The organism is Streptomyces sp. NPDC051183, assembly GCF_040682455.1.
GTDB lineage: Bacteria > Actinomycetota > Actinomycetes > Streptomycetales > Streptomycetaceae > Streptomyces.
In genome coordinates, this window is record NZ_JBFBBA010000024.1 from 97,455 (window position 1) to 111,519 (window position 14,065).

The 14,065-nt window shown below is 70.4% G+C and carries 11 protein-coding genes, 1 tRNA gene, 3 pseudogenes and 1 riboswitch; of the genes and pseudogenes, 5 read left to right on the plus strand and 10 right to left on the minus strand.

Annotated features, from left to right (window positions below):
• Positions 1 to 424 precede the first annotated feature (424 nt).
• The 5 genes from AB0M99_RS21970 to AB0M99_RS21990 are packed head-to-tail and all read right to left on the minus strand — an operon-like array spanning position 425 to position 5,106.
• A complete protein-coding gene (locus AB0M99_RS21970; RefSeq protein WP_365922873.1) occupies positions 425 to 985 on the minus strand; it encodes a hypothetical protein in 561 nt (186 codons plus the stop codon).
• The gene (locus AB0M99_RS21975; protein WP_365922875.1) at positions 982 to 1,701 is read right to left on the minus strand and encodes a (2Fe-2S)-binding protein; all 720 of its coding nucleotides are present in this window, start codon (positions 1,699 to 1,701) and stop codon (positions 982 to 984) included. Before AB0M99_RS21975 ends, AB0M99_RS21970 begins: the two co-directional genes overlap by 4 nt.
• Complete coding sequence (locus tag AB0M99_RS21980; protein ID WP_365922877.1) at positions 1,695 to 2,765, minus strand: ABC transporter ATP-binding protein; 1,071 nt, start codon at positions 2,763 to 2,765, stop codon at positions 1,695 to 1,697. Before AB0M99_RS21980 ends, AB0M99_RS21975 begins: the two co-directional genes overlap by 7 nt.
• Positions 2,762 to 3,874 carry an iron ABC transporter permease gene (locus tag AB0M99_RS21985; protein ID WP_365922879.1) on the minus strand — a complete coding sequence of 371 codons (1,113 nt, stop codon included), beginning with the start codon at positions 3,872 to 3,874 and terminating at the stop codon, positions 2,762 to 2,764. Before AB0M99_RS21985 ends, AB0M99_RS21980 begins: the two co-directional genes overlap by 4 nt.
• The gene (locus AB0M99_RS21990) at positions 3,871 to 5,106 is read right to left on the minus strand and encodes an ABC transporter substrate-binding protein (protein WP_365922881.1); all 1,236 of its coding nucleotides are present in this window, start codon (positions 5,104 to 5,106) and stop codon (positions 3,871 to 3,873) included. Before AB0M99_RS21990 ends, AB0M99_RS21985 begins: the two co-directional genes overlap by 4 nt.
• 234 nt (positions 5,107 to 5,340) lie before the next feature.
• Positions 5,341 to 5,526: riboswitch (cobalamin riboswitch) on the minus strand.
• Positions 5,527 to 5,761: 235 nt separating this feature from the next.
• Between AB0M99_RS21990 and AB0M99_RS21995 the strand changes: the two genes are divergently transcribed.
• Entirely contained in the window at positions 5,762 to 6,190 is a 429-nt protein-coding gene (locus AB0M99_RS21995; protein WP_365922883.1) for a hypothetical protein, read from the plus strand.
• A 565-nt stretch (positions 6,191 to 6,755) separates the two neighbouring features.
• Positions 6,756 to 6,956: pseudogene (locus tag AB0M99_RS22000) on the plus strand (slipin family protein); the annotation flags it as partial.
• A gap of 6 nt (positions 6,957 to 6,962) precedes the next feature.
• Here AB0M99_RS22000 and AB0M99_RS22005 read toward each other — a convergent pair.
• The 3 genes and pseudogenes from AB0M99_RS22005 to AB0M99_RS22015 all read right to left on the minus strand — a co-directional run.
• Entirely contained in the window at positions 6,963 to 8,513 is a 1,551-nt protein-coding gene (locus AB0M99_RS22005; protein ID WP_365922885.1) for an alpha/beta hydrolase, read from the minus strand.
• 36 nt (positions 8,514 to 8,549) lie between these two features.
• The gene (locus tag AB0M99_RS22010; RefSeq protein ID WP_365922887.1) at positions 8,550 to 10,118 is read right to left on the minus strand and encodes an alpha/beta hydrolase; all 1,569 of its coding nucleotides are present in this window, start codon (positions 10,116 to 10,118) and stop codon (positions 8,550 to 8,552) included.
• 417 nt (positions 10,119 to 10,535) lie between these two features.
• A pseudogene (locus AB0M99_RS22015) lies at positions 10,536 to 10,898 on the minus strand (ISKra4 family transposase); the annotation flags it as partial.
• A gap of 4 nt (positions 10,899 to 10,902) precedes the next feature.
• Here AB0M99_RS22015 and AB0M99_RS22020 point away from each other — a divergent pair.
• A pseudogene (locus AB0M99_RS22020) lies at positions 10,903 to 11,277 on the plus strand (LysR family transcriptional regulator substrate-binding protein); the annotation flags it as partial.
• A 116-nt stretch (positions 11,278 to 11,393) separates the two neighbouring features.
• On the opposite strand, the gene AB0M99_RS22025 reads toward AB0M99_RS22020, so the two are convergent.
• Positions 11,394 to 11,464 (minus strand) — tRNA-Gly (locus AB0M99_RS22025).
• A 459-nt stretch (positions 11,465 to 11,923) separates the two neighbouring features.
• On the opposite strand from AB0M99_RS22025, the gene dcd reads away from it, so the two are divergent.
• Both dcd and AB0M99_RS22035 read left to right on the plus strand, forming a co-directional pair.
• Positions 11,924 to 12,511 (plus strand): dCTP deaminase, encoded by a 588-nt coding sequence (gene dcd / locus AB0M99_RS22030; RefSeq protein WP_365922889.1) that lies wholly within the window; start codon positions 11,924 to 11,926, stop codon positions 12,509 to 12,511.
• A complete protein-coding gene (locus AB0M99_RS22035) occupies positions 12,508 to 13,008 on the plus strand; it encodes a phosphoribosyltransferase (protein WP_326588922.1) in 501 nt (166 codons plus the stop codon). The genes dcd and AB0M99_RS22035 overlap by 4 nt, the downstream gene beginning before the upstream one ends.
• 71 nt (positions 13,009 to 13,079) lie before the next feature.
• On the opposite strand, the gene AB0M99_RS22040 is transcribed toward AB0M99_RS22035, so the two are convergent.
• Positions 13,080 to 14,036, minus strand: a complete 957-nt coding sequence (locus tag AB0M99_RS22040) for a Yip1 family protein (RefSeq protein ID WP_365922891.1) — start codon at positions 14,034 to 14,036, stop codon at positions 13,080 to 13,082.
• Between the last annotated feature and the right edge of the window lie 29 nt (positions 14,037 to 14,065).

Genomic DNA, 14,065 nt, shown 5'->3' on the forward strand with positions numbered 1-14,065 from the left:
GACGGCGGGCAGCCCAGCCCGACTGGGACCGGGCGAATGTTCGTGCTCGGCGCCGGCACCCGGTCGGACCGCTCGGGCGAGGTGATCCTCACAAGGGGCACGTCACCAACCTGACGCCCCGTTAGGACAGTTATGGCACGCGAATGGCACGCGGGCTGAGATAGGTCTAGACAACAAACAAGCCCCAGGTCGCTGACCTGGGGCTTTGTCGTGGAGCGGATGACGGGAATCGAACCCGCGCTATAAGCTTGGGAATCACCCGGCGCTCCGGCAGGAGAACGCCATCTGACCTGCGGAAATGTTCTTCACGAAGGGGCTTCCTCCGGTCCCGGGTGTATCCCTTGTTGACCGCTGTGCACCGCCTCTACTGGCACGTTGTGGCACGGCCCCGCACGCAGCACTCGCCGGGCGCGCCTCTCTTGCCTCAACCGCTGTGCCGAAACCCCTTGCCCGTGCGGTCCAGTGGGTCGGGCGAAAGGCCCAGGAAGCGGTCGCGGAGGCTGTCCCACGCGGTGAGGCGGGTGAAGTCGGGGGTGTCGAGGATCTCTTGGCGGTCGGTGAGGAACGGGTTGGGCAGCAGGACGGTCATCATCTGCTCGTCGCGGCCGTTGAACAGGCGGGCTCCCCAGCTGACAGGGGCGCCGTCGGAGCCGAGGCTGCGGTAGAGCTCGGCGCGGGAGCAGCGGCGGATGCGGCCGAGTTCGGGGCCGGAGGCGGTGTGCTCGCCGATGCACAGGTGGAAGTGCCAGGCGCCGAAGTCGACGGTGGAGTAGCCGTCGTTCATGGTGATGGCGGTGGGGGCGCCCGGGGCCCCGACCTCCCAGGCGGCGCCTTCGATGATGGGTCCGAAGTGGATGTGCTGCCAGTGGTCGGTAAAGACGGTGGTGACGAGGTCGAGGAGGGTGGCCTCGTCGACGGGGAGGGGCCAGACGTGTTGGGTGCCGCCGCCGGGGGTTTCGACGACGGTCGGCTCGGAGTTGGTCATGCGGTCTTCTCCTTGGGGTTGAGGACGCAGTCGCCGCAGGTGCCCGCGCCCGGCACCCGGTAGTACAGACAGCAGCTGCGGCGTCGGAAGGCGAGCGGTGCGGCGGGGGCGACGCGGTACGTACCGGCGCCTGCCAGTGGAGGCCGGTCCAGTAGGGCGCGGACGAGCGGTACGACGGGCAACGGGGTGCGTGGCTGCCTGGCGAGCAGGACGCGGTGGGCTCCGATCAGCGCCGAGGCGGCGTTGCCGCGCAGGGTGTGGGGGGACACGCCGGACACGCGCCGTACGGCGTCGGCCCACGGGGCCAGGTTCTGGACGGCGACGGTGTTGTGCAGGGCCGGGAGCGGATCCTGCTCCACCTCGCGCACGTCGGGAAGCCACAGATCGAGGGGCCCGGAGGCGGGCAGGCGCCACCGCAGCCGGTCGGGCCCCAGGTCCGGGACGCGGCCGGTGAGCGCGGCGCAGGCGAGGGCGATCGACCAGAGTCGGGAGGCGGTGCCCAGGTGCAGGGTGGATGCGGCCACCCTGGACTGGTCGGTGCCCAGCCGCCCGGAGACGTTCCGTACGCATTCCTCAAGCACACCCGGGTCGGCGTACAGGTCGGTTATCGGCCGGAAGCCGTTGGCATCGGGACGGGGGCCGGTGGCCACCGCGAAGTAGGGGCCGATCGTGGAGATCCGCGCCAGGGTGTCGGGGGTGACGACCGCGTTCACCACGTCCGTACCGCCCGCGTCAGCTCGTGGAAGCTGGGCGTGCGGACGACCCGCCCGTTCGGGCTGGTGAGGACGATCCCGTCCGCTCCGTCCCAGCTCACCCTCGGGCCGGTGGCCGGGTCGCCCGGATCCGCGACGGCCAGTCCTTCCCGGGCGAGGGCGCGTTCGAGGAGCGGGAGCACATCGGGCGGCGCGTCCACCGTTACGCGGGCCCGCTCGGCGCGGCGCAGTCCGAAGGTGCCGGAGACCGGGTCGAAGGCGAGGTGGTCGGCGTCGAACGCGGCGCCCACGGCGCCCCCGCGGATCAGGTCCTCGGGCGCGCCGGCGTGGACGCGGGAGTCGCGGTCGACGAGCCAGACCGCATCGGCCACCCGCAGGGCCAGCTCCAGATCGTGCGTACTGACCACGACGGTCAGGCCCTTGTCCCGGGCGAGGTCCCGCAGCAGCACCGTGAGCGCCACCCGTGAGGGGACGTCGAGGAAGGCGGTCGGCTCGTCGAGGAGGACGACCTCGGGTTCCTGGGCGAGGGCGCGGGCGGTCAGGACGCGCTGGCGCTCGCCGTCGGAGAGCTCGGCGGCCGGCCGGTCGGCCAGATGCCCGGCCCCCACCGCCCCCAGCGACCACTCGACGGCCGCGTGGTCCGCGGCCGTGAGGCGGCCGGTGAAGCCGGTGTGCGGGTGGCGGCCGAGCCCGGCCAGTTCTCGTACGGACAGCAGCCCGGGGTCCACCCGGTCGGTCAGGACGACCGCGAGCCGCCGGGCGAGCGCGGCCGGCCGCTGCCGTGCGAGGTCGGCGCCACCGATGCGTATCCGGCCGTCGAGCGGCGGCAGGAGCCCGCACAGGGTGCGCAGGAGAGTGGACTTGCCCGCGCCGTTGGGGCCGAGCAGGACGGTCAGTTCGCCGGCCCGCGCCTGGAGGTCCAGCCCCGAGAGCACGGCACGCCCCGTGCCGCGGCGGCGCGGCGACCGGGTGCGGTAGCCGACGGCGAGCCCCTGGGTGACCAGGCCGCCGGTCCGGTCCGGTCGGTCGGCCGTGTCCGTGACGGGTCCGGTCATCGTGTCGGTCACGAGGCCACTCCTTGTACGCCGCGACGGCTGCGGATCAGGAACGCGATGACGACGGGGGCGCCGAACAGTGAGGTGATGGCGTTGAGCGGCAGCACGGAATCCGTGCCGGGCGGCTGGCTCAGCAGCGCGCACGCCAGCGCGAGGAAGGCCCCGGCGAGCATGGACGCCGGGATGAGCGCCCGGTGGTCCGAGGTCCCCAGCGCCACCCGCGTCAGATGCGGCACCGCGAGGCCCAGGAAGGCGACGGGGCCGCAGAACGCGGTCGCCGCGCCCGCCAGCAGCGACGTGCCGAGCAGGGCCAGATCGCGGCTGCGCCGCACGTTCAGCCCCATGGTGCGGGCGTAGTCCTCGCCGAGCAGCAGGGCGTTGAGGCGTTTGGCGGTGAGCAGGGCGGTCAGCAGTCCGGCTCCGATGACGGGCAGCATGACCTGGAGGTCGGGCCAGGTCGTGGCGCTGAAGCTGCCCAGGCCCCACATGACGAACTGCTGGGCGCGTTCGGGACGGGCGTAGACGAGCATCACGCCGACCACGGCGGTGGCCGCCGACCCGATCATGACACCGATGACGAGCAGGGTGACGGCCGACTGGACCCATCGCGAGAGCAGCAGTACGAGGGCCAGCACGGCGGCGGCGCCGAGCGAGGCGGCCAGGACGACGCCCCCACGCCCCAGTCCGGCGAGGTTTCCGGTGAAGCTTCCGGCCACCCCGCCGGTGCCGACCACCACGGCGGCGACGCCCATGCTCGCGCCCGAACTCACCCCGAGGGAGAACGGGTCGGCCAGCGCGTTGCGGAACAAGGTCTGCATCTGTGCGCCCGCCACCGCCAGGGCGGCACCGACGGCGGCGGCGGTCAGCGCGCGCGGCAGCCGCACCTGCTCGACGATCACCGTCCATCGCGGGTCCTCGGCGGTGCCGCCGAACAGGATCCGCACCACCTCCGCGACCGGCACCGGGTGGGAGCCGGTCGCGATGGTGAGGACGAACAGCGTGGCGGTACCGGCCGCGAGGGCGAGGACGACGGCGAGGCGCCGCCGCCCCGCCCGCAGCGGCCGCGGGGCGTCGGGGGCATCCGGGACGGCGGTCGGCGCGGTTGCCGTGTGCGTCGTCACGCCTTCGGCACCGGCTGGTAGAAGGTGAACGTGTGGTCCTTCGCCTGGTCCGGGTGCATCAGCGCGAAGAGGTCGGCGAGGACCAGGTCAGGGCGCAGCACGCCGCGCTCGAAGTAGTCGTTGCCGCCGCCGGGGCCGAGCGCCTTGGTGTTCGTCCAGACCGCACCGCCGGAGAGAGCCTTCAACTGCCCGTACCGGTTGTCCGCCTTCACCGCGTCGGCGGTGGACTTCCACTTCTGGTCGGCGATCCAGACCGGGGCCTCGCCGCCCTTGGCGTACACGGCCTCGAAGTTCAGCTGCAGGTTGCCGGTGCCCGCCTCGCCGGCCCAGGGGTAGGTGCCGCCCGCGTCCTTGATCAGCTGGGCGGCGTAGCTGCCGCCGGCGGGCATGTACCAGGTGCCCTGGTACATCGTGCCGGGCAGGATTTCGACGGTCTTGCCGTCCTTTACCGCCTGTGCGCCCTTCTCGGCGACCTTCCGGTAGTCGGTCTCGATGGTGTCGAAGACCTCGCCGGCTCGCTGCTCCGCCCCGGTGAGCGCGGCCATCGCCTTGACCCACTCGGCGCGGCCGAGCGGACTGGCCTCCAGCCACTCGGCGTTGGCGACGACGGCGATTCCGGCCTGGCGCAGCTTCGGGTACTGCGGGTCGTCGGTGCCCTGGGTCATCAGTACATCCGGCTTGGCGCCGATGACCGTCTCGGCGTTGAGCGTACGGTCCTTGGCGTACTCGGTGACCTTCCCTGCCTTCACCCGCTCGATCACCTGGGCGGAGGAGATGGTCGCGGTGCTCGCCACCCCCGTCAGCACGTCGAGGGCGCCGGTCTCGGTGAGCAGCGGCAGGTGGGTGGTGGAGGCGGAGTACAGGCTCTTGACCGGAACCGTGACCTGCTGCGCGGACGCCAGCTCACCGGTCAACTCCGGCTTTGGCGCACCGCACTTGACCAGGACGTACGACTCGGGCTTCCCCTTGGGGAAGGGCTCGTTGACGGTGAGCACCTGGTAGCTCTTCTCGTACCGGAGCGTGAAGTTCTTGGCGTGCTCCACCGTCGACTTGACCGGGAAGTAGTCCTTGGCCGGGTCGAAGTCCTTGATGCAACCCCCCCCGACGGCCTGGGCCTTGGCGTCGGCGGGCGGGCCGGCGTCGCTGCCGCACGCGGTGAGCGTGAGGGCGGCGGCGAGGAAGGCCACCACGGCTGCCTGACGGCGACCGGGCATGGCGGATCGTACGGACAAGGTGACTCCTGGTGACGTTCATGGGCAGTGCGCAGCACTGGTACGCAGGGCACGTGATGCGGGCGCACGGGAAGGAACCCGCTGGGGGAGGGGGTCGTCAGAACCTGAGGAGGGAACGGGCGCGGGAATCAACCCGGGCAGACCGGCTCCGAAGAACCACGGGCAGCGCGAAGCCGCCACAACGCATACGCAGGCACACGAGTGCCACCGCCTCTCCTGGGGAAATCCGCCCCGTACATCGAGGTGCGACGGCGTGAGTCTCCTGACTCGGGATCACGGCTTCTCCGGCCTTCCCACCCCCGGATGGGGCGGTGGCCATGGGTGGAGTCGCTCCCCCTACACAGTGGCGGTACCGTGCCGGAATCTCACCGGCTTCCTCGTTCCGCCGTCGCTTGTCGGACGGAAGCATCGCAGAACCGGCCGCAGCCCCGCCAGACCCACAACTGTGCGACCGGCCACAGCGCGTGGTCGTCGGGCTCGGGGGAGCCCGCCCGGAGCTCTGCCTCAGCGAGCTCGTGGCGCGCATGGCACCCAATAGGTCTAGACAACAAACAAGCCCCAGGTCGCTGACCTGGGGCTTTGCTATGGAGCCTGTCGTTCTGCCGGGACGGGGCGCTAGGTTCGGCCCGTCATCAGCGACCGACCAGGGGGAACGATGCGCATCCGTCATGCCCTGCCGACCGCCGCGGCCGCCGCCGCGGTCGTCCTCGCGCTTCCAGGCACCGCCCACGCCGCTACCGGATCCGCCTCGGTGACCAGCGGATACGGCACGGCGAGCGCCTCGTGGACGTGGGCAGGCCCGGGCAGCCTGTCCAACATTAACCTCACCGTCCGCGACACCAAGTGCAATGCCAACCCGGTGTACGCGAAGTTCAAGGTCTACCGGACGAACGGTCAGTACTGGACAACCTCGACGCTCCGCTACGACTACAACGGCTGCAACGGGAGCGGGACGCCGCACAATGGCCTGAGCCTCTCGGACGGCTACAACATCGCCAACATCGCACTCATCATCTGTAACGAGGAGTGGGGCACCGACCCCTGCTCCGAGGGCTCCAAATCCGCCCGCAACCCCCTCGCCTGAGGGCCGGAGCGGCAGGGCGTCCGCCCCTCGGGGTACCGGGGGCGGGCGCCCGTACAGGTTGTCGTGCGCGAATGACGGAAACCCGGGGCTATGAACTGGCCCAGATCAACATATCCCGCCCCACCACGCGCAACCTCCGCAACAGCCATGCACGCGGGGCAAGTCAGCCTCTCGAGATCGCCCTACTATCCCTTCCGGCCGTATCTCGGCTGACCCCGGTATTGGTCCGTACGGGCCGACGCCTGCCCAAGGGGCCGCGGGGGGAGCGAGAATCTGACCGACGTGCTCGATGGCAACAGTGCGTGGCCCCTCTGCGGCCCCGGCACCAGACTGACCTACGGGCTCAACGTCCCAACGAGCTACCGGCATCGGCGGGCAGGCGCCGCAGCCATGTTTTCACGCCGGCAAGACGCACCCGAAGGGATCAGGGGGACTGACCTGCGGAAACATCCGAAAGCTAGATGTCGGACTTGGGTATGGTCCGAAGCGTAAGGAAACTCCCGGTTTGTCTGCTCCCTGCCGCTCATCGCAGGTCAAGGGCGGGCTGCGCAGAGTACAACCATCGGCCTCACGGATCACGGCCGATACGCCGGAGGCGATGCAGTTGCGCTTGCTGCAGACGGTGGTCGAGGTGGCGGCGGAGAAGAACTCCACCCTCGTGATGCCGTTCCCGGTCGAGCTGCTGCGCTACTTCGACCGGGCGGCCAAGCACTTCGACGCCGCGGACACCGCTACTGGAACCTCGGGCATCACACCCGAGGCTTAGGTCGCGTCAAGGACCGATCTCGAACTTCGGGGGCTCCACGTCCTTGAGGCAGCCCGTGTTCGGGGCCGTGGGGGTGTTGAAGAACGAGACGGCGATGGACTGCGCGCACTTCGACGTGGCGAGGACCACGTGGGGGTTGTACGGGATGGTGACGACGGTGGATCGGGGCAGGGTGCGGGCCACGTACGTGCCGCTCTCGGCGCCGGTCTGGGAGTCGAATCCGCCCGACATGACGAGGGTGGGGATGTCACTGCGGGTGACCTCCCGGGCCGACGGCGGGACCGCGGGGACGTTCCAGCCGGCGCAGTCCTCGCGTACGAAGGTGAACTGGGGGGCCTGGGCCTGTACCGAGGCGGGGAAGCCGGGGAAGTTCGCCTCGGCGCCCTTCACGGATTGCGCCTCGGTCTCGTACGGCACCATCGAGCTGCAGAACACGCCGTACTCGAGGCCGTGGGAGATCCGGCCGTCGTACTCCGGGGTGACCCTGCTCGCCGCCCACTGCTCGGCGACCCGCTGCGGGTTGCCGTGGGCCAGTTCGTCGAGCGAGCGGGGGACGCCGGGGGCCACGTGGGTGGCGGTGGTCATCCAGTTCATCAGGGCTCCGCCGTCCAGGACCACCTTCACGGGTTCGGGGCTGCCGGGGGTCTTGACGGTGGTGGTGATCGGTTTGGCCGTGAGCTGATGGATCATCCTGTCGAAGGTGGCGGGCAGGTCCGGGTAGCGGCTGTTGCACGCCGGCTGCTCCTCGCATGCCTTGAACATGCTGTCGATGCCTTGCTTGGCGCTGCTCCATGCCTGCGCGAATCCTGCCTTGGACGGTGGCAGGACGCCGTCGAGTGCGACCGAGCGGATTCCCTCCGGGTGGTCGCGCATGTAGCCGAGCGCCAGGTGGGTTCCGTAGGAGATGCCGTACACGTTCCACTGCGGGAGGTTCAGCGCGCGGCGCAGGTCGGCGTAGTCGGCGGAGCTCTGGATGTCGTTGTAGGCGCCGAGGTCGACGCCGCGGGCGGCGAGTCGGTCGTGGCAGGCCTGGATGACCGCGAGGTGCTCGCGCTCGGTGGACGGCGCGTTGTAGACGAGGCCGACGGCGCGTGCTTCGAACTCGTCTATGTTGCTGCAGGTGAGCTCCGGGTCGGCCGAATAGGTGCCGCGCTGGGACATGAGGATCACGTCCCGGTCGGTGTTCAGGCGGCCGCCGACGATCATCTTCGCCTGACCGACGGCGTCGTTGCCGGGTCCGCCGACGAGCACCACGATCGGGTCGGGTTTCGGCTTGTCCGAGGTCGCCGGCACGATCGCGACACCCAGGGTGATCTTCCGGCTGTCCGTCTTGGCGCGGTTCTCGGGCACGGTGAGAGTGCCGCACCGGGCCCCTTTCAGCTCCTCGAGCGCTTCCGGCGTCCTCGGACAGGGGCCCGGCTCGTAGCGGGCGTCGCCCACGGTGCGGGCGACCGTGCCGCTCGCTCCGCCGGGCGTCTCCCCCTGTGCGCTCGCCGGCCCCGCGAGCAGGCCGGTCACGAGTATTCCGGTGGCCGCCGCGGCCGACCTGGAGCGCAAGCGTCGTACATGCGGGCGTGACATCTGCCCTCCCGGTCACTTCGGGGTGATCGTGAACGGTTCCCACTTCTGGTCCGCCACGCAGCCGGTGTCGGGCGCGGTGGGACGGCTGAGGAAGGACTCCAGCACCTTCTGGCCACAGGGCGACTGCGGGACCACCCAGTGCCCGATGCCGGGGATCTGAACGGTGGTCGACCCGGGCAGTTGACGGGCCGTCTTCTGCGCCCAGCTCGCCCCGCTCTTCATGTCACCGGTCCCGTTGATGAAGAGCGTCGGCACCGAGCTGACGGGCGCCTCACGTATCAGGGCGGTGCGGTCCGGGACGTTCCAGATTCGGCACACCTGTTCCTGGAAGGCCAGTTGGGGCGCTTGGGTCAGGACCTGGTCCGGCCAGTCGGGGAACGCCTCGCGGCCCGCCTTCAGGAGGTCGGACTCCGAATGGTCCGGCGTCCATTCGCTGCACACCACCGAGTTCGTGAGGCCGTGGGCGCTCTGGCCGATGACCTGGGACGAACCGGCGGCGCGGGCCTTTGCGAAGCGCTCCGGGTTGCCGCGGCCGAGTTCGTCGATCGCCGCCGGGACGTCCTTGAACGGGATCGCCTTGGCGACCAGCAGGTTCACCAGTGCCCCGCCGTCGAGGACGACCTTCACAGGGTCACCGCCCTGCGGCGGCTGGACGTTCAGCGTCAGCGGCCGGGCTTCGAGCTTGCGCACCTGCTGGTTCAGGGTGCGCTCGATGTCCGGGTAGCGGCTCTTGCACTTGGGTTCCGCCGCACAGGCCTTGTAGAGGTGGTCGAGGCCCTCGGCGGCACCCGCCCAGGCGAAGGGCAGGGAGACGTACTGCGCGGGGGCGATGGAGTCGAGCGCCACCGCGCGGATCCCCTGGGGGTGCAGGCGCAGGTAGGTCAGGGCGAGGTTGCTGCCGTACGAATGGCCGTAGACGTTCCACTGCTTGATGCCGAGCGCCGTGCGCAGGTCGGCGAAGTCGGCGGCGTTCTCGAAGCTGTTGTAGGCGCTCAGGTCGGCTCCGTCGGCCGCCAGGCGGTCCCGGCACTGTTTGACCGCGGCGAGCATGAGGCGCTCGGTCTGCGGTGCGTACGAAGGGAGCCCCACGGCCGCTTCGTTGAAGCGGTCCGCCTCCGGGCAGGCGAGGTTGGGCTTGTCGTAGAGGTTGCCGCGCTGCGCCATGACGATCAGCTCGCGGTCCTTGTTCAGGCCGGAGGAGATCAGGAACGGGATGTCGTCGAAGACCTCGCCACCGGGGCCGCCCGCCATGAACACCACGGGGTCCTGGGCCGGTTTCGCCGAGACGGCCGGGATGACGGCCACGGCCAGCCGGATGATCCGGCCATCGGGGCGGTCACGGTTCTCGGGGACCTCCAGCTCACCGCACCGCGCGGTGGCCAGCGCTTCGATCGGCTCGGGCATGGTCTTGGGGCAGGGACCCGGTACGAAGCGTGCGGCGGCGGCCTTGCCGGGCCCGGTGATCTCGGTGGTGGCGCTGCGGGGTGGTGCCGCGCCCGCCGCACCCGGGGCCTGTGCCGTCAGGAGGCCGAGAACGGCCGCGGTGATCGCTGCCCCGATCCTGAAGCCCTGCTCTGCCATAGGATCCCGTTCCTTCGCCGATGAACGGCTGCCTCACCGGGGCCATGTGCCGCGGCGGTAAGGGCGGAACTCACGTAATCCACGCTAGCAGGGGGCTCGGCGGCCCGCACGGCGGCGGCCCGGCACAGCGGCACCCCTGACCGGCGTCCCAGCGGCCCCCGGCTCAGCGGAAGATGGACCGTCTGCTGGACGAGATCGACGTGGGACGATCACGTCCTTCTCCTCCAGCACGTCCATGACCAGGCCGATCACCGATATGGGCTCGGCGACTTCCAGGTACCTGCTGACGACCTCGCGGTTCTCCCGTCGGCCCGCGTCCGCCCCGACCCCGAAGACCTTGGTCCGGATCGTCCCGTCCTTGCTGTCGCTGGTCCGCTGCTCGACCTCGCGGCGCAGCGCGGCCGCGTACCCGCCCCGCTGGTGGGTGGCGCCGTCGATCAGCACTACCCAGGTGCGGTGGTGTTCGGGGTCGCGGGCCTCGGCCTGGCCGAACGCGGCGGCGATGACCGTTTCGGCGTCCTCGCGGACGGAGGCGGTGAGCCATTTTGCCCGCGCGACCGGTCCTTTGCGGACCGTGCGGTGTCCGGTGCGGCCGCCGGGCGGGGCGATGATGTCGTGCGGGCGGCGGATTGCGGGCTCGGCGTCGTGGACGACGGCGAGGGTGGCCATCCGTTTCCGGCAGGACTTCTCCCCGGTCGACAGCCGGGTGCGGAGGGTGTGCCGGGCCTTCGCGGCGGCCTTCGCGGTGGCCTCGCGCAGGTGGCCCGGGCGCATCACGATCCAGCTCCGCGATCGCCCGCTGATCAGCCTGCCGCGTGGCACAGGGCTGCGCGGGGTACTGGACCGCGCGTGCGCGCAGGCGGGGTTCCGGCCCCGCATCGCCTTCGAGGCAGCCGCTCCGCTGTTCCTTGCCCAGCTCGCCGCCCGCGGTCTCGGCGTCGCGGTGGTTCCGGCCCTCCCCGCCGGCGCGGCAGCGGCCTCCGGGCTGCGGACGCTGGAGATCACCGAGCCGCGGCTGCGCGGCCGGGTAGCTCTGGCCTGGCGCACGGACGGCCCCTCCAGCCCCGCAGCCACTGTCTTCCTGGACCTGCTGCGTACAACCCTCACCGCGCCAGGGGCCGACACCCGCACCGCCGAACGTGAGGCCTCAGCGGGCTGACCTGGGTCCAACCTGATGCGCCGTGAGGGCAGTTATGGCACGCGAAGGACACGCGAGCCCTGAGAGGTCTAGACGACGAAGAAGGCCCAGGTCGCTGACCTGGGCCTTCTTGCAAGAGCGGATGACGGGAATCGAACCCGCGCTATAAGCTTGGGAAGCTCATGTTCTACCATTAAACTACATCCGCACAGCGTTCCAGTTGCCTGGAGCCGTATCGTTGCACACTCTACCCCATGATCGACCTCCGGTGAATTTGCCCGGGGGTCGTTGTCATGTGCGGGGTGCACGGAGGCTCGTGGGGGCGGGAGTTGGGGCGTACCTTGTGGGGGCGGAGTGGTGGCTGGAGTGGGTCCCGATCATCCCCTAATGTGGCGATTCGTCGCAGTACAGCTCGTTGGGGAAAGGGACTCGATGGAGCACACCGTCGTCCGTTGTGCCGAAGGGCACGTGTTCAGTACCGCCTCGTTCCCGCTGCAGCACCTCGGTGCCGGCCGGATCGGGCCGGGGCGGCTGCTGCGGTGCCCGCGGTGCGCGCGGCTCAGGCACGCCGTGCCCGTGGGGGCAGCGGTCAAGCGCTAGCGCCAGGGGGCGCGCGGGGGCCCGCCTCGATTGGGGCGGCCCGCGCGCTCTTGCGTATCCTCGGGACGTGCTTCTCTCTGACAAAGACATCCGGGCCGAGATCGACAGCGGACGGGTGCACATCGACCCCTTCGACGAGTCGATGGTGCAGCCCTCCAGTATCGATGTACGCCTCGACCGGTTCTTCCGGGTGTTCGAGAACCACCGCTACGCGCACATCGACCCCGCGATCGAGCAGGCCGACCTGACGCGGCTCGTCGAGCCCGAGGGGGACGAGGCCTTCATCCTTCATCCGGGTGAGTTCGTGCTCGCCTCGACGTACGAGGTCATCTCGCTGCCCGACGACATTGCCTCCAGACTGGAGGGGAAGTCCAGCCTCGGCCGCCTCGGCCTGGTGACGCACTCGACCGCCGGTTTCATCGATCCCGGGTTCTCGGGCCACGTGACGCTGGAGCTGTCGAACCTCGCCACGCTGCCGATCAAGCTGTGGCCGGGCATGAAGATCGGGCAGCTGTGCATGTTCCGGCTCAGCTCGCCCGCGGAGTTCCCGTACGGCAGTGACCGGTACGGGTCCCGGTACCAGGGCCAGCGCGGGCCGACCGCCTCGCGGTCCTTCCAGAACTTCCACCGCACCCAGGTGAGGCACGAAGCATGAGTGACGGAGTACGCGAGAACCTCGACTACGAGGGATTCGGGCGGGCCGTGCGCGAGCTCGCGCAGACCATCGCCGACGACGGCTACGAGCCCGACATCATCCTCAGCATCGCCCGCGGCGGGGTCTTCGTCGCCGGCGGTCTGGCGTACGCGCTCGACTGCAAGAACATCCACCTCGTGAACGTGGAGTTCTACACGGGAGTCGGTACGACCCTCGAAATGCCGGTCATGCTGGCGCCCGTGCCCGAGGCGATCGACTTCACCGACAAGAAGGTGCTGATCGCGGACGACGTCGCCGACACCGGCAAGACGCTCAAGCTGGTGCACGACTTCTGCCTCGGGCACGTCGCCGAGGTGCGCTCCGCCGTCATCTACGAGAAGTCGCACTCGCTCGTGAAGTGCGAGTACGTCTGGAAGAAGACCGACGAGTGGATCAACTTCCCCTGGTCGGTCGAGCCGCCCGTCGTGAAGCGTGAGGGTCAGGTCCTCGACGCCTGAGATACCGGACGCGAATACGAAGGGGCCCGTCGCGCGAAACCGCGCGGCGGGCCCCTTCGCGTTCGTTCGTTCTAGATCGTGCCCAGCTTGATGATCGACAGCAGGGCGACCAACTGGATGGCCGACGCGCCCAGCGCCTTCGGCCACGGCAGGTCGTGCGACTTGCTGACCAGCGAGGTGAACAGCGCGCCCGCCGCCAGCCAGGTGGCCCAGCCCAGCACCTGCACGAACATGTTGTCGCCGCCGAGGAACACCGCGAACAGCAGCCGCGGTGCGTCCGTGAGGGTCATGACCAGCATCGACAGGCCGACCGTCGGCTGCCACGCCCCGTCGCCGCCCAGCTGGCGGGCCAGCGTGTGCGTGACCGCGCCCAGGACCAGGCCGCAGATCACGAAGGCCACGCCCGCCGACAGCACGATCGGCACGGCCTTGGCCAGGGTCGCGTTGATGACGTCCTTGCGGGCGTCGTCGAGGCCGAAGACCGCGAGCAGGCCGTAGAGGAAGGTGACGATCAGCGCCGGCCCCCAGACGGCGTAGTCGCGCATCTGCAGGAAGGTCGGCCCCGGGCGCATCACGATGCCCCGGAGCAGTTCCTTCCACGGCAGCCGCGGACCCGTCGGCGCGGCCGCGGACCCGCCCGCCTGGTACGTCGCGCCCTGGCTGTAGGGGTCCTCGCCGTAGGCGAAGGCCTGGGTGTGCCCCGGGTTGTCGCTCGCGTACGAGCCCGGGTGCCCGCCCTGGTGCCCCTGGGCGTACCCGTGCCCGTGACCCTGCCCGCCGTGCCCGCCGTGGCCGTACGGGGGCTGCGCCTGGGGCTGCTGGCCGTGTCCGTACGGGTCGAAGTACTCGGGCTCGCCGTGGCCCCCGGCCTGCTGCGGCCACTGCTGCTGAGGGGCCGCCGGGGGACCGGCGGGCGGGTAGGGCTGCCGGCCGTACGGCGGTTGCTGCTGACCGTACGGCTGCTGCTGCGGGGGTTGTTGCGGGGTGCGGTTGTTGTCCCGGCCCCGTCCGATCCTGAATCCAGCCACGTGATCGAAAGTACCCGCTCCGGCGGGGC